A 13,955-nucleotide genomic window follows, 5' to 3' on the forward strand; every position below is an offset into this window, starting at 1 on the left:
AATGGCAATAACAACGTCATCATCGGTAACACTGGCAATAACATCCTCGATGGTCTGGCTGGCAATGACACCTTAATCGGTAGTAGCGGCAATGATAGTCTTACGGGTGGTTCAGGAGTTGACACTCTTTGGGGTAATCAAGGAGCTGACAAATTTATCTTTAACCAACTCTCAGAAGGCATTGATATTATCAAAGATTTCCAATGGACAGAGGGTGATACCATTCAAATCTCCATGCTGGGATTTGGAGCATCTTCATTAAACCAGTTTAGCTATAACAGTTTTACAGGTGCATTGTTCTTCGATCCCATTGGTTTAATCGGCCCAACACAATTTGCGACAATCGAAAACACACCTCCAGGATTTTCTCCTGACCTTGACATTGTTCTCGTTTAGTTAAAGTAGGGTGGGCATTGCCCACCCTACACCTTTTTCAGACGGTGGTGCTGGCAATCACACTCTTGTGAATGGCAATGGCAAAGATAGCTTAAAGGGTGGGTAAGGGGGTGATAATTTCACATACACGGCTCTGATTCATCCTTGGTAGCCAACTCTAGCGGTTCTCAGTTGTGTTCGGTACAGTTTTAACCTCTCTCCAAACCCCTCTCCTACAAGTTGTAAGAATTTAACAGGTGTGTTTGGTTTCCTTGCGTCAACCTAACCTACAGAAGTGCGATCGCGTAGGTTGCTTTTAGCGACATGTAGACACCAGTGCAATAGCACAAGCGCGAAGAGCAAAACAACTCGCTCTTTTCAAGTGCCATCTACCATAGCTAAATGAGCGCCCCAGCAGACATACCCCACAAACCACGTCCCCTTTTACCGGATGAAAATGGAATTGGCGGGGGAGGGCAAGTATGACGAATACAGGAACCGCCGCGTTCAATCTATCAAAGTACTGAATTCGTTCAAGAGTTGATGACGAAAGAACCTCTCTGGGGAACGATTTGATCAAGGAGCCAGATGAAGTAGAAGTAGAATACTAAAACTCGTGGAGATTGTATTCTGTGAAACTGAATTATTTTATGAAAAAGCTTTCGATTGCAAGACGCTGGATGGCGACAACTGTGTTATCTTTGTCAGCGATCGCCTTGGTTTGGCAAGGTGCATTTTTCTCGCATACCGCCGCAATGGCTGCTCCTACTGCAAACTTAATCCTAGCGACAGATGTAGGCAGCCAGGTTCAAGGGAAAGCAAGTGTTGATGCTGGACGAGCCAAGAATTTCATCGAAGATACAAAAGATAAGGTTAAGCGAACTGCAAATAAAAATGCCGATCGCGTTGACCAAGCAACGGATGACAATGGTAGTTTCGTTGAGCGAAAAGCCAAAAGAGATCGGGATCGGATTGAGCAAAGAGCAGATGAAGATGCCGCTCGGACTAAGAAAGCAGTAGACAACACAAAAAATGCTGTTGAACGCACTGTTGATAGCATCAAGGATGCTTTTAGCAATTAAACAATAGATACTAGCTTGAAAGGTCAATGTACATTGTTTCATTCATCGCATCTAATAGAAGCTGAAGGAGTATCGAGTCGATAGCTGTTGGTAGCCCATATCTGCTCGGCAGCGAACTTAGCATCGCTGATTTCTACCTAATTCCCATCTTTATTGACCTTTCCCAGACTCCAGAGTTCGAGGCAATTACTGCTCAAACTCCGAAACGACGGACTTGGTGGGATGAAGTCAGCCAGCTTAAGAGCGTGAAACAAGTGTGTGCGTAACTTCAGTGGGATCGCGTAGGTTGGTTTTGGCTGTATGTAAGTATTGATGCGATCGCACTGGGTATAAGCAAAGTGCGATCGCACTTTTTTTAGTGTTGGGTGAGGGCGATCGGGGTTGATGATTAGGTCAACGAGTTACGATGAGAGCAAAATTTAGCAAGTAGATTATGCCAACCATCACTGACATTAGCTTGCTCTCTGCTGTGGGTGTGAGAAAGTTCTCGCTTTGCTAATTGGCAGACTATTTTACTTCTTGACTTCCACTAATTGATTTAACATCCATCTAGTAAACCTACCATCAATATCTTCAATAGAAACCACTACTCTTTTAGGATAACTTGCTCTGATCTGTCCAATGCGTTAACTGAGCAACCCCATGAGAATGCCGATGAGTATCTCTAACTCTTCGGGAACGCGATACAGTTTGAGATCTTGAATAATTTTTCGTTGTTGTCGGTGAAATTCCCCAAAGCGCCAATCATTCCCAGTGGTGACAGCTCCATAGAGAATTGGGGTATCCGAGTCGATCCATTGATCCAGAGCAATGAGTTCAACAGCGAGTTGGGTGAAACCGTTATCGAGGTTATCTCGCTTCGCTTCAATCACAAGCAAATCTTGGAAGTAATAATCCAATGTGCCTTTGAGCCAGTCGTTGACGGTGATGGGATATTCAACGCGGACTCGCTTGTGAGCTTGACGGCAGATTTGTCGAATGATGGGTGCAATCAGAAATTCCCGTCGTGCTTGTTCGCTAGTGAAACTGACGTATTGAATGCCATCTAGAATTTGCTGATGGAGTTCGTTAAGGTCTAAAATTGCTTGATCGGTTGTGGGAAAAGTTAATAACGCCCGATCAAACCCACAATCCAAATCTGCCAGAATATCTTCAATATCGTAGGCAAGCTCGAAGTATTTGGCAAAAGTATAACTCTCGTCTGGACGGAGAACTTTTGGGCGGTTCATGGTAATTTTCTCACGCTCAGCGGACTTGTTGAGAAGTCATAGGCTCGAACATCTGCTGCTCACGTCCAATTTCAGAATATTGCTTACCTGTTGTTCTACAAGCGCGATCGTTCATCGCCGTAGTAGCGTGGCAAGCCTTAAATGTTGCAATAGGACATAAGAAGCAAATCAGGTAAATGGCGGTTTATGAGCCATTTGTATTGTACTATTTTAGCCTTGCCACGCTAGTAGGTTGGATTGACTTTCCTCGTGCGGATTATGTGAATAGAGGGGGGTCAGCGTTAGCGAAAAACTCCTTTGGGTAGGAGCGTTATGGACAGTCGCTACAATCGAACAAGTTCCTTTGCATGGAAACCCAGCTGTGAATCGTGGCACGATCGCCCTTACTAGAATTCAGATACCACCATTGGTTGGAATAGTCTCATATTTTTGCACCTGAACATATGAAGCGTATGGTGGTAGATCATCTTACTACCTACGAACAACTGCTCTAACCACGTTGAGAAAATTAGACAAGATTTTCGATGGATTGTCTCGTCGCCAAGCGATCGCTATTTGAAACACAGGTGATTGTCCTTGAAGTTTCCGATAAGCAACACCTCTTCGCTGAAGATTCATCACATTAGCAGGCAGCAATGCCACTCCAAGTTCACCCGCAACCAGAGCGAGAACAGTTGGCATCCAAACGGCTTCCTGTACGACATTGGGCTGAAATCCTGCTTCCATACAAGCCATACGAATAAGTGTGTGTAACGCTGGCACTGAATTATGAGAAGGCAACACGAAGGCTTCGTTCGCAAAATCTTGGAGTTGAACTTGTGAGGAATGAGCTAGGGGATGGTCAATGGGAAGCACCATTACGAGCGGTTCTCGATGCACCACTTCATAAGTCAGGCAATGCTGGTCATCTACATCTTGCAGATTATATAAATTCTCAAAATCTACATCGATTGCGCGATCTTGGAGTCTTTGGCGACTTTCTTCATGCAAAAGTTCTTGCAAGACCAAATGTACGTTTGGAAATTTTTGGCGAAAAACGCGGAGGGTATCTGGCAGCAAACTGTTAGAGATTGACGTATTAATTCCGACTGTTAAACGTCCAATTTCACCATGCCCGGCTTGTTGAGCAGAGAGCTTAATCCGTTGGACTTGTTCAAGTAGATTTTGTGCTTCTCTCAGAAAAACCTTGCCATAGGGTGTTAGCGCTAAACGGGGTTTACGGACAAACAGTTCTACACCGAGTTCTTCTTCCAGTTGTTTAATTTGTTTGCTGAGGTAGGGCTGAGGAATATGCAGTTGTTCAGCAGCACGACTGATATTGATGTCTTTCTGACCCACGTCATTTTTCAATTTTGCCAAGAAAACAAATCGTTCTAGACGTTCTAGATTCATGGTGAGCTAATCCTACTATATCGATTTAGTTATAGCCCGATATCTAAACTAGTAATTGAGTTATGGCAAGTAGCTCTCTATGATAAGTCATCATCAGCCATTCATAGGCAAACATCGATGACAAATCAAATACCTCCGATTCAACGAGTTCTAATTGTTGGAGGAACGCACGGAAATGAGTTAACGGGCGCTTATATCGTCAAAAAACTTGAACAGCAGCCCGCTCAGGTTCGTCGAGCAACCTTTGAAACCATAACCTTACTGGCAAATCCTGAAGCATTCGCAACAGTGCGTCGATATGTTGATAAAGACCTCAACCGTTGCTTTCACCAGCTAGATTTGCAAGATTTAATATGCTCTAGCTATGAACAAATCAGGGCAAGAGAAATTAATTCGCTCTTTGGAGCAGATGGCAAAACCCCGGCTGACGTGATTATAGATCTCCATAGCACGACGGCAAATATGGGCTTAACTATGATCACCGACGAAAATCCCTTTAACTTCCGACTGGTTGCCTATCTTCAGAGTGTAAATCCCCTAGTCAAGGTTTATATCTTGCCGAAATCCGCTCAGGAATCTTCGGGGTTGCCATCTATCTGTGAATTGGGTTGCACAATCGAAGTGGGACCAGTGGCACAAGGAGTTTTGCAAGCTGAACAATTTCAGCAAACTGAAGCATTGATTGATACTGCCTTAAACTACTTGGAACACCATAATCGAGGAGTAATTTCATCGTTTGACAATGCGCTCACCGTTTATCGGCATGTCGGGACAATCGACTATCCCAGAAATGAGTTGGGTGAAATTCAAGCGATGATTCATCCTCAGATTCAGTTCAAAGACTATGAACCTCTCCATCCAGGCGATCCAATATTTCTAACATTTGGTGGGAAAGCGATCGCCTACGAAGGCACCTCAACTGTCTATCCCGTTTTCATCAACGAAGCAGCTTACTATGAGAAGGGAATTGCTATGTGCATCACGATGAAGCAGCAAGTAACAGTTTCAATCGGCAGGTCTTTGCGTAGACTTGCGTCATTCTCATAAAAATTTAGAGAGCGTTGAAACACGACATCTAACGGTGATGATTCAATAATTGGCTCTCTATCGGAAGAGTTAGAGATGCTTTGATCGTCATCATTGTTCCATTTACGAAACCATTTCTGGAACAGAAAGCGTCGCTACTTCAATCTAGGGTTGCTCACTATGCAACTGCCACGAAATAGCAAATCTGCCGCAGTTCAAAGTCACTGAGATGCTGAAAATCTATAAAGCATCTTCCCGTTATATCTTCCAAGATATTTTATTATACCTAAATTATCTTTTAAGATATAGCCACTCAATCACTATTTGGACTTATTAGAGAATAGCTGTGCATGGTGAGTACTTAAGAATTATTGAAGCTAACCCGATGCAAGTCGCATAAGTGAACTGACTCAAGAAAGACAAAACTGCAAAGCAAACTGGTAACTTCAGTCCAACGTTGTGACTCAGGTGGTCAATGTTGGCTGGATTGTTCACCACTCGTATTTTCAGGAGCTAACATCATGACAAATAGTAAGCCTCAGAAAGGTACCAACAGTTGGTTGCTGCCAGATCTCACAGACATAGAGTCTGCTCGGAGTGCAGCCCGTCAAGGAACCGCTGTTTGTGTCCTAATCATTATCTTTAGTCTTGTAATTGCAACACTCTCTGGAGTTACTCAATCCTCGGCTTTTGCAGCAACCGTTGCTCTCTACGGTCTAGTTGCCTTTTTGATTTACAGAATGTCAAGGATTGGCTCTGTAATGGGTCTGATCATTTACCTAATTGATCGTTTAATGATCGTTGCGAAAACTGGCATTTCAGGTAATTTAGTCATTACCATTTTATTTATCTTTGCGTTTATCAACTCTGTACGTGGAACCTTTGCTTACCATCGCTTCCGCCACTAGCACGGCAAGCCTCTGTAAGAATCCAGTAACCATTTCTAATGCACTATATTCTGAAGCACATTCAAGAATTTCTGTAGGACGATAGATGAATCGTCTTGCCGCCAAACAACAGAGATTGACCGGGTTAATGCTGCATCCTTAATGGGACGATAAACAACTCCCTCACGATGAAGCACTTGCACATGGTCAGGCAAGATAGATACGCCTAGTCCTGCCGCCACTAAACTGAGGATTGTGACGATTCCAGTCGCTTTAACAGTTTGAACAACATTAGGTTCAAAACCTGCTTCTTGGCACAATGTAATGACTTGCTTGTAGAAAGGTAATGCATCAAGAGATGGCAAGATAATCGACTCATCCTTCAATGCCTTCAAAGGAACTTGAGTTTGATTCGCAAGGATATGGGTTGTGGGTAACACAAGCAAAAAGGATTCCTGGAAGATTGGTAGAAAGCTCAGGTTTGTGTCTTCTGTGTAAAAACTTGGAGAACGATAGAACACTACATCCAATTGATGATTCTTGAGCAGTTGGAGCTCTTTCTGGCTTGTAGCTGTAGCTTCGCGTATCTCTACTTCCACATCTGGGAATCGTTTCTGAAACTCTATCAAAACCCTGGGCAAAATACTGTTTGCGATCGAATTATTCATGCCTACTGTCAGATGCCCAATTTGACCTTGGCTTGCGCGTCGGGCTTGGTTGATTGCCCGATCCAGATGCATCACAGCAAGCTGAGCTTCTTCTAGAAACACTTTACCTGCTTCAGTTAGCCCCACAGGTTGCGTGCTGCGATTGAACAACTTGACTTCAGAAGTATTTTTATGGGTGCTCAGCAATTTTTCCAATGCTTGAATTCTTTGACTAAGAGGAGGTTGCTTGATGCCTAAATGATTGGCTGCCTGACTAAAGTTGTTGCCCGCCTGCACAACGGCTATGAAATAGCAAATCTGCCGCAGTTCAAAATTACTGAGATGCTGAAAATCCATCAAGCTCCTTTCAGTTATATCTTCCAAGATATTTTATTATACCTAGATTATCTTTTAAGATATAGCAACTTGAGCATTCACCCAATGCTAATTTGGACTGTTTTCACTTACAGGAGAAGGCAGATGGTTGAGGGGTCTAGTGTTTTGTATCGTGATTTTACTGGCTATTGTTATAGCCATAGCAGCACTATGGTTCTTTTATCTAAAATGCGAACTTTATCTCTGCGAACACGGGTCGTAGAGCAGTGCGCTCCTGCCCACCTTCATCCATTAGGAGAACAACCATGTCTACTGTAATCCCCTTAAGCTCTAATTGGCGAGAGTGCGGGAGTGATCTGGTCAGTGATTGGGCAATTTTGAATGACACAAAATCTCGGCAACTGCGCCGTATCCTAGCGACAGATCACTCTCGCACAGATATCGAAATTGAACAGGCGTGCTATCTCCTGGAGAGCTACCATGCTGTCTACCGTAAGAACCTGATGCGACTGCGTGCTCAAGGATGCCGAGGTAAATGCCCCCTGCCAACAACATCACAATTGCAGCAGATGGCAAAACATTTGCAGAGGAAAACCCATCAAAGCTACTCCCCTCAACAAGTCATGCATGATCTACAGGCGATCGCGAAGCGAGTAAAGCGTTTGCGTCAGCATGGTGCGTTAGCGAGGCGGCACGAAGTGCAGCAGCAAAGCGCAGATCGCTAGCTTCCCAATCGGCATCTGTAATTGTCAAGCGATCGCCAACTTTTCTTTCTATCACACTCTGACAGTTTAGATCCCCCAACGCCTAATCGGGGAATGCGAGTCCTGTTCGAGGATCGCGGATATAAAGCCCTAGAACTAACGATTCCATGACCGTGTCCCATACGGGAATCAATCGCTCTGCATCGTCTGCCCAGTAGTCAAAAGTAATTAGACACTGAACTCCTGAACCTAACCCAATACAGATTCGGGAATAGGCTTCCCGGTTTTCTTGAGGGTCAATAAATTTGATTTGAGTCCAAACGATACGGGCTGTTTGGCGCTTCAATTGAGTAACTTCCCCTCGCTCAATTACATTCCGCTTATCTTCTCGAACCGTCTTTTTCAATAGGGGAACCAGTGGAAACTCAGCCCAGTTGGCAGGGGGGAGTAAATTAAAGGAAGCTTCCAAGCGGCAATCATCGTTCGGCGGCTTTTTGTCTAGAAACCGGAACGACTTGGTATCCGGTTCAAAGTGCCAATCTTCGGGAACATCAAAGCGCAACGCTCCTCGCCCTGCCACAAAGATCCGAGTTCCTGGCGAAGATTTCCAGTTGTGGTCTTCTTTTAGCTCTAGGGTTTCCTTGAGCCATTGGAGATTGTGCTTTTTGCGCTTAGACATAGCCACTCTATGTGTTGACCTCTTTCTTATTTTGCCGTAGGTTGGGCTATTACTATAGGATTAATCCCATACGTCACTTGCTGAATCCACCCCACATATTCTGTGTGTACGGCTTCAAATCCAGCTGCCCTCATCCAATCATCTACACTCTCTGCCGCGTAGATTTTGGAATACGGTTCTTTGAAAATTTTTATGACACAGTCAACATGACGAAGTTTTTTTGATTTTCATCGAGAATAAATCAGGTTGACTTGTCGAAAGCGATCGCTCTCCTGCTGCCAATCGATAGTTTCGTAAAATTGTAGTTTGTCCTCACCAATCAGGACACGAAGCCTCGACTTTAATAAAAGCTGCCAAATCGAGTTATGACTTATTGCCATAGCAACTTCTTCTCATCACTTTATTTTTTGATCAGCCTGGTTGATGAGGGAGGATGCTCGCCTATCTAACAAAATTAGTATAAGACCCTTTTGACTATAATTTGAGATTTTAGGTTAATATATACTAGATCTTATTTCATACTCAATACGCTATAAATAAGATTTTTGAATAGCTGAGCTAAACTTATTATACAATATGAATTCAACCCCTATAAAAATAAAATTATACAGCTTTATAAAAATAATATCTGTAGTTTTAATTACCAGTGCAATTGGATTAGAATTATGGAATATTTATGCATTAATAACTAGCAGTACCATACCCAGCATCCTTAATCCAGTTTTTTGGATTGAACGCTTTGCTCTGGGAAGTCATCTAATTGAGGGAGTTATAGCAGCGTCTTTTGCACCTTCAAGAAAAAAGATGCCACTACAATATGGTGCTTATACGTTTTTTGTGGGCACAGTTGGTCTGTTAGAGTTGTTTGACAAGTGAGGATGATTGAATTTGGTGTTTAGTTAGTAGTGTTAATCTCCAACTGACATTACTCCCAGCGCCAAATCTATGATTTGGCGTGGGGCTTGCTTGCGCGATCAAGCTAAGGAGTTGTCGCTGCAAAAGTATTACATTGTGCAGGATCGCCTGACTGAATGCCTCGCTTGAACCAGTGAACTCGCTGGGCTGAACTACCGTGCGTAAAAGCCTCCGGAACGACATATCCCTTTGCTTGACGTTGCAAACGATCATCCCCAATACTGCTAGCCGCATTCAGCGCCTCTTCAATGTCGCCTTCTTCAAGGATGTGCCGCGATCGATTGGCATGGTTGGCCCAGATACCAGCAAAACAGTCTGCTTGTAACTCCAACCGGACTGAAAGTTGATTAGCCTGTACGCGATCGCTTCGCTGCTGCAATGCCTGAACCTTATCAGAAATGCCCATGAGATTCTGAACATGGTGCCCAACCTCGTGAGCAATCACATATGCCTGGGCAAAGTCTCCGGGTGCGTGGTATCGATTCTGGAGATCCTGATAAAAGCTCAAGTCAATGTAGAGCTTTTGATCGCGGGGGCAATAAAATGGGCCTACTGCCGCTCTCGCAGAGCCACAGGCAGAGTTCACGGCTCCCGAAAAGAGAACTAACTTAGGCTCCACATAAGTCGCGCCCCTTTGCCGAAACAGGCTTTTCCACGTATCCTCGGTATCTGCCAGGACAACCGAAACGAAATCAGCCATGCGATCGCTCGCCGGAGAACGTTGGGTTTGAGGAGCCTCCGTGCGGGGGCGATCGCTCGGTGCTTGTTGTTGATCCCAAATCACGCTGGGGTCGCCACCCAAAAGGGCAACAATTACTGACAAAATGATTGCCCCAATCCCACCCCCTACGACAGGCCCCGACATACCAGTTCCGCGCCTGTCCTCTACATTAGTGCTTCTACGACCGAATTCCCAACGCATAACCTAGAGTCTCCAAACTACTTAACCGGGCTACAAGCGAGTAAGGTGCATAGACGCAAAGCGACTTTTCGTCAGATATCGCACCCTAATTGAGACATTCCCTAATTCACCAAAAATATTACTGGTTCAATTCATTAAGTGCCTCTGTCAGAGGGATTGCTATGGTTTACTAGAGAGTCCTCCTTAGGGAATGCAAATCGCCGTTAAATAATAAGAATAGCTACAAGGCAGTCATTACCCTTAGCAATTCTACGGACAAATCCGTACTATAGCTATCTCTCTTCTTAAACAAGACGCCTGCCAAGAAGTAAATGTTTTGAGAATAGAAGGCTTTGCGATTTTTCCGCAGCTCTGAAATTGTTTTTTTCACTTTAGGTTCGCAGCTATAGTAGCCAAACGTCAAGGGAGAAATCATAAAGTCAACCACTTGATACCCCTGATTAAGGGCATACTCAATGGTCTCCACTGGATTGGAGTAAGCCGAAATCATCAACATCACATTCTCACAACCAATGGATAGTAGCTGTTTGGTAATGGTTGCTCCATCCTCACCACCATGTAGGGAGGGCATATAGAGGTTGTCATCGGGAGCAGGGAGGTAAGGAGGATTGGCAATTAAATAAGTGGCCTTCGAGGAAAAGTTTTTGAAGAAACACTTGTTGTGAATGGTGTACTGATGTTCGAGTCGATATTGCTCAATCCTAGACTGACCTAGCTCACAAGCTTCAGAGTTCAATTCATAACCCTGAATAGAACCATCAAATTTAATTTTCAGTAAACAGCTAATGACTGGACTCCCATCTCCGGCACCAAATTCGACGACAGAATCAAAATGGGTGCAGTGCTTCAGTACCATCTTCTCCAGACACTGAGAATAGAAGTGAGATTCTTCAGGACAGAAGAAAACTGTGTTGGGTGAATAGGCTTGAACGGCTGTGTCCGAGGTAAATAAGGCTTCTTTCATGGTAAAAATCTTGCTTTGTGTATTGAGAATGAGGGGCGAGTTGCAATATCGTTTTGCTGAATTAAGAGGATTGCTCTGCCTGTTTTACGGCCTGAATAATAGCTGCACCGGCGCGATCGCCCATCCATTTTTCCTGGTCGTAACCGAGTACCAGTTCCCAGGCATCTTCAGGGTATTTATCTGCTAGAGGTAAGGCGACATCTTGCAGCATCCACTGGCCATGCCGTTCATCCTCCCGGATGTGCAGTTCCCAATAGCCCATAGCCGTGTCTGAAAGTTCTAATCGCTCTGCGGCACTCATGTAATCTTTATAGATTGAGGGGCCAGCAATTTCAAAGTAGGTCAGTCCGCCGTTATAGCGGAGAAAATGGCGCTTGCATTCTGTTAGCAAGAAGTTGTGATTGATGCAGGCTAAAAGTTCCCAAGGAACGATATCGAAGTATGCCTCTGGCTGAGTATTGAGTCCCAACTCCGCCATCATTTTCGCAAAGAAGGTAGAGTGTTTACGGGTGAAGCGACCATTGCCGTATTCCTCCAGCAACACGCGAATCAGCGTTGCCTGTACTTCGTTGCTAGCACCGCCTAGAATCCGCGATAGACGGCTTGCTTCTACTAATCCATCTAGGGATGCGATCGCTAATAAATGCCGATACCCTTCCACCGTCATCTGTTGCCGCAGATATTGCTTGTTCTGGGTTAACGGCGGATTCAGATCCGCTTCACATCGCCCAATGAGAGCATGTTTGACATCCAGTTGGCGTAAGTGCTCAACATCAATTTGTGCCAGTTCCCACGCTTGCCAGAGAGATTCGATGCGATCGCGCATCAGGTACAAATAATATGAGCGCTCATTTTTGTAGTGCCGCAAATCATCGTACCAGAATAAGTTGAGCCGATTAATGTGGTACAGGATGCGCTGCAAAAATAAGTGTGCGGCATTAGCTTCATCAGCTTCGGAGTGTTCTGTGTAAGCTCGTATTACAGCCGTGGCGACCGCCGCTTCAAAATCCTGTACTAATTCCGGGTGAGTATCTACCTGTTGGTCTAAATTTTCACGATTTAGTAGTTGAATGAATTGTTGTTCTGCTTCAATGTAATTAGGTGATTCAGAAGCCGATGACAATTCTTTCGATATCCCTTTGATCGCGCGATCGGGACTCAAAGCTACGGTCATATTGCGATGCATTAAAATCTTTTCTGAGTTTGTTTTGATGTACGACTGACAATAGAGACAACGTTAAGAATTGTGCTTGTCAGCGTAATACAACAATAAACAAGTCTCTTTATCTCTTCCGTCCATCCTTGGGCATAATCACTGTTAGAAGTGAGCTCTACAACAAAAGGAAGATTACTACCCAGGGAGGTTTGACTAAAGTTCGGTGTTTTAGAATTAAAGGTTCGCTCGCCCTTGGTTTTGCCTTTCGACAATCTCTCGTTTCGGCTTGTCGAGGCAAAAATCCTCTCTCAACACCTATTTAACTTGAGGCCAATATTTGTAGAACTCAAAATTTAAGCAAGAATTAGAGTGTTCGGTTGAGGGGCTTGGGTCAATACCATGACCTCTTGTTCGTATATGAATTCGCTGTAGTCAGCTAGATTATCGAGCCCTAGCAGATTGAGAATAATCTCGGCGGCTAACCAGACCGTTGTTTTAACTAATAGCTTCTTCCATTGAGTTTTCATTAATTACTACCTCTTGGATGAACACTGGAAGCTCAGTGTTTCGCATAGAACTCTCTTACTTAAGAATCAGTTGATTCTTTGCCTTTTACGCAAGCTTGGAAGGCGCTCCGGAAAATTTCATGAGTTTTGGAAAACCAGATAGACAAGTAGCCTCTTGGACAACGCAAGCTCTCCTTCCAAGGAGAGAGATGGGTCATCCGAACAGATATTGAAAAAATGGGAAGTACTACCTCTTTCACTACAGAGGCTATTCACCCTTTTTCAGAATCATGGTTAAAAATGGAGATAAGCTACGTTTTTGGCAAAAGCAACCACGAGGATATGAGATATCACGTTATCTACGACGGCAACTGCAATCTTTGCGTCACCCTGGTACAGGTACTAGAGAACCTGGATAAAGGGCAGCTATTTGATTACATCCCAATGCAGGATGAAGACGCTTTGAAAAATTTTGGAGTAACGTCCCAAGATTGTGAGATGGGGATGATTTTAATTGATGGTTCCTTACCAGAGCGTCGCTGGCAAGGCAGTGATGCGGCGGAGGAGATTGGGAATTTGTTGCCAGCAGGGGATGTCTTTGTTTCTGCTTACCGAGCTCTGCCTGGAATGAAGTGGATGGGCGATCGCGTTTACGAGCAAGTTCGCGATAATCGTTACAGTTTGTTCGGTAAGCGCTCTAGTACCTATAAATCTGCTTACCCAGTCGGTTGTAGCGCTACTGATTGCCAGAGTTAAAGCCGAGGAATGCTGAATCGCGACCAGTACCTGTACCTTCTTTCTGCGGTTAGACGTAGCAACTCGCCAAGCCTCTGATGGAAAACGAACAGTGCCTAACTCTTCAGGTTGTGACAAATCACAAAGAAAAGCGGTGGAAATATTGCTAGTACTCTATCCACACCGCATTTCATTGCTTCTCACCATAAACGTCTATTTAAATATTGTCAACCACTACTCAGCTTATTTGTGCCTAAAAACTAATATAACTCGACGAGACTTGCTTTCCTTGCTGTAGCCACGCCGAGTTCTATTACTATTAATAATGATGCTATACCTGGGAATTGTCAAGATCTGTTTTGCAGTTTATGTCTTGAGTCGGCAAAAATCCTGAAGATAT

The 13,955-nt window shown here is 44.2% G+C and carries 16 protein-coding genes and 1 pseudogene; 8 read left to right on the plus strand and 9 right to left on the minus strand.

Annotation, left to right across the window (positions count from 1 at the left end):
* The 3 genes and pseudogenes from V6C93_RS10475 to V6C93_RS38170 form a co-directional block, all read left to right on the plus strand.
* Positions 1-396 (plus strand): annotated as a pseudogene (locus V6C93_RS10475) (calcium-binding protein); the annotation flags it as partial.
* 611 nt (positions 397-1,007) lie between these two features.
* Positions 1,008-1,457, plus strand: a complete 450-nt coding sequence (locus V6C93_RS10480) for a hypothetical protein (RefSeq protein ID WP_349262674.1) — start codon at positions 1,008-1,010, stop codon at positions 1,455-1,457.
* A gap of 146 nt (positions 1,458-1,603) precedes the next feature.
* The gene (locus V6C93_RS38170; RefSeq protein ID WP_349262675.1) at positions 1,604-1,723 is read left to right on the plus strand and encodes a hypothetical protein; all 120 of its coding nucleotides are present in this window, start codon (positions 1,604-1,606) and stop codon (positions 1,721-1,723) included.
* Between the two features lie 360 nt (positions 1,724-2,083).
* On the opposite strand, the gene V6C93_RS10490 is transcribed toward V6C93_RS38170, so the two are convergent.
* Together V6C93_RS10490 and V6C93_RS10495 are read right to left on the minus strand one after the other, a co-directional pair.
* The gene (locus V6C93_RS10490; protein WP_333476601.1) at positions 2,084-2,686 is read right to left on the minus strand and encodes a hypothetical protein; all 603 of its coding nucleotides are present in this window, start codon (positions 2,684-2,686) and stop codon (positions 2,084-2,086) included.
* Positions 2,687-3,157: 471 nt separating this feature from the next.
* Positions 3,158-4,078 carry a LysR family transcriptional regulator gene (locus tag V6C93_RS10495; RefSeq protein ID WP_333476602.1) on the minus strand — a complete coding sequence of 307 codons (921 nt, stop codon included), beginning with the start codon at positions 4,076-4,078 and terminating at the stop codon, positions 3,158-3,160.
* Between the two features lie 117 nt (positions 4,079-4,195).
* Here V6C93_RS10495 and V6C93_RS10500 point away from each other — a divergent pair, with 117 nt between their 5' ends.
* Positions 4,196-5,125 (plus strand): aspartoacylase, encoded by a 930-nt coding sequence (locus V6C93_RS10500; RefSeq protein ID WP_333476603.1) that lies wholly within the window; start codon positions 4,196-4,198, stop codon positions 5,123-5,125.
* Positions 5,126-5,625: 500 nt separating this feature from the next.
* Positions 5,626-6,012, plus strand: a complete 387-nt coding sequence (locus V6C93_RS10505) for a hypothetical protein (protein WP_333476604.1) — start codon at positions 5,626-5,628, stop codon at positions 6,010-6,012.
* 35 nt (positions 6,013-6,047) lie between these two features.
* Here V6C93_RS10505 and V6C93_RS10510 read toward each other — a convergent pair whose 3' ends face one another.
* Complete coding sequence (locus tag V6C93_RS10510; RefSeq protein ID WP_333476605.1) at positions 6,048-6,995, minus strand: LysR family transcriptional regulator; 948 nt, start codon at positions 6,993-6,995, stop codon at positions 6,048-6,050.
* 284 nt (positions 6,996-7,279) lie between these two features.
* Between V6C93_RS10510 and V6C93_RS10515 the strand changes: the two genes are divergently transcribed.
* Positions 7,280-7,699, plus strand: a complete 420-nt coding sequence (locus V6C93_RS10515; protein ID WP_333476606.1) for a hypothetical protein — start codon at positions 7,280-7,282, stop codon at positions 7,697-7,699.
* An 82-nt stretch (positions 7,700-7,781) separates the two neighbouring features.
* Here the strand turns inward: V6C93_RS10515 and V6C93_RS10520 are convergent, their stop codons facing one another.
* The gene (locus tag V6C93_RS10520) at positions 7,782-8,357 is read right to left on the minus strand and encodes a hypothetical protein (RefSeq protein ID WP_333476607.1); all 576 of its coding nucleotides are present in this window, start codon (positions 8,355-8,357) and stop codon (positions 7,782-7,784) included.
* A 227-nt stretch (positions 8,358-8,584) separates the two neighbouring features.
* Positions 8,585-8,737, minus strand: coding sequence for a hypothetical protein (locus V6C93_RS10525; RefSeq protein ID WP_333476608.1), 153 nt, complete (start codon positions 8,735-8,737; stop codon positions 8,585-8,587).
* A gap of 196 nt (positions 8,738-8,933) precedes the next feature.
* Here V6C93_RS10525 and V6C93_RS10530 point away from each other — a divergent pair, with 196 nt between their 5' ends.
* Positions 8,934-9,233 carry a hypothetical protein gene (locus V6C93_RS10530; RefSeq protein ID WP_333476609.1) on the plus strand — a complete coding sequence of 100 codons (300 nt, stop codon included), beginning with the start codon at positions 8,934-8,936 and terminating at the stop codon, positions 9,231-9,233.
* A gap of 103 nt (positions 9,234-9,336) precedes the next feature.
* On the opposite strand, the gene ypfJ is transcribed toward V6C93_RS10530, so the two are convergent.
* From ypfJ to V6C93_RS10550, 4 genes are all read right to left on the minus strand, one after another.
* Complete coding sequence (gene ypfJ / locus V6C93_RS10535) at positions 9,337-10,194, minus strand: KPN_02809 family neutral zinc metallopeptidase (protein ID WP_333476610.1); 858 nt, start codon at positions 10,192-10,194, stop codon at positions 9,337-9,339.
* A 220-nt stretch (positions 10,195-10,414) separates the two neighbouring features.
* Positions 10,415-11,158 (minus strand): SAM-dependent methyltransferase, encoded by a 744-nt coding sequence (locus V6C93_RS10540; protein WP_333476611.1) that lies wholly within the window; start codon positions 11,156-11,158, stop codon positions 10,415-10,417.
* Positions 11,159-11,219: 61 nt separating this feature from the next.
* Positions 11,220-12,332, minus strand: coding sequence for an iron-containing redox enzyme family protein (locus V6C93_RS10545; protein WP_349262677.1), 1,113 nt, complete (start codon positions 12,330-12,332; stop codon positions 11,220-11,222).
* Positions 12,333-12,667: 335 nt separating this feature from the next.
* Positions 12,668-12,841, minus strand: coding sequence for a hypothetical protein (locus V6C93_RS10550; protein WP_333476613.1), 174 nt, complete (start codon positions 12,839-12,841; stop codon positions 12,668-12,670).
* A gap of 321 nt (positions 12,842-13,162) precedes the next feature.
* On the opposite strand from V6C93_RS10550, the gene V6C93_RS10555 reads away from it, so the two are divergent.
* A complete protein-coding gene (locus tag V6C93_RS10555) occupies positions 13,163-13,576 on the plus strand; it encodes a thiol-disulfide oxidoreductase DCC family protein (protein ID WP_333476614.1) in 414 nt (137 codons plus the stop codon).
* Positions 13,577-13,955: the final 379 nt, after the last annotated feature.

Origin of the sequence: Allocoleopsis sp. (assembly GCF_036703385.1) — a bacterium.
In the GTDB taxonomy this organism is placed as follows: domain Bacteria; phylum Cyanobacteriota; class Cyanobacteriia; order Cyanobacteriales; family Coleofasciculaceae; genus Allocoleopsis.

Coding starts and splice junctions, on each gene's coding strand:
- V6C93_RS10490 (WP_333476601.1), bottom strand. CDS start 2,686: ATGAACCGCCCAAAAGTTCTCCGTCCAGACGAGAGTTATACTTTTGCC.
- V6C93_RS10495 (WP_333476602.1), bottom strand. CDS start 4,078: ATGAATCTAGAACGTCTAGAACGATTTGTTTTCTTGGCAAAATTGAAA.
- V6C93_RS10500 (WP_333476603.1), top strand. CDS start 4,196: ATGACAAATCAAATACCTCCGATTCAACGAGTTCTAATTGTTGGAGGA.
- V6C93_RS10505 (WP_333476604.1), top strand. CDS start 5,626: ATGACAAATAGTAAGCCTCAGAAAGGTACCAACAGTTGGTTGCTGCCA.
- V6C93_RS10510 (WP_333476605.1), bottom strand. CDS start 6,995: ATGGATTTTCAGCATCTCAGTAATTTTGAACTGCGGCAGATTTGCTAT.
- V6C93_RS10515 (WP_333476606.1), top strand. CDS start 7,280: ATGTCTACTGTAATCCCCTTAAGCTCTAATTGGCGAGAGTGCGGGAGT.
- V6C93_RS10520 (WP_333476607.1), bottom strand. CDS start 8,357: ATGTCTAAGCGCAAAAAGCACAATCTCCAATGGCTCAAGGAAACCCTA.
- V6C93_RS10525 (WP_333476608.1), bottom strand. CDS start 8,737: ATGGCAATAAGTCATAACTCGATTTGGCAGCTTTTATTAAAGTCGAGG.
- V6C93_RS10530 (WP_333476609.1), top strand. CDS start 8,934: ATGAATTCAACCCCTATAAAAATAAAATTATACAGCTTTATAAAAATA.
- ypfJ (WP_333476610.1), bottom strand. CDS start 10,194: ATGCGTTGGGAATTCGGTCGTAGAAGCACTAATGTAGAGGACAGGCGC.
- V6C93_RS10540 (WP_333476611.1), bottom strand. CDS start 11,158: ATGAAAGAAGCCTTATTTACCTCGGACACAGCCGTTCAAGCCTATTCA.
- V6C93_RS10545 (WP_349262677.1), bottom strand. CDS start 12,332: ATGACCGTAGCTTTGAGTCCCGATCGCGCGATCAAAGGGATATCGAAA.
- V6C93_RS10550 (WP_333476613.1), bottom strand. CDS start 12,841: ATGAAAACTCAATGGAAGAAGCTATTAGTTAAAACAACGGTCTGGTTA.
- V6C93_RS10555 (WP_333476614.1), top strand. CDS start 13,163: ATGAGATATCACGTTATCTACGACGGCAACTGCAATCTTTGCGTCACC.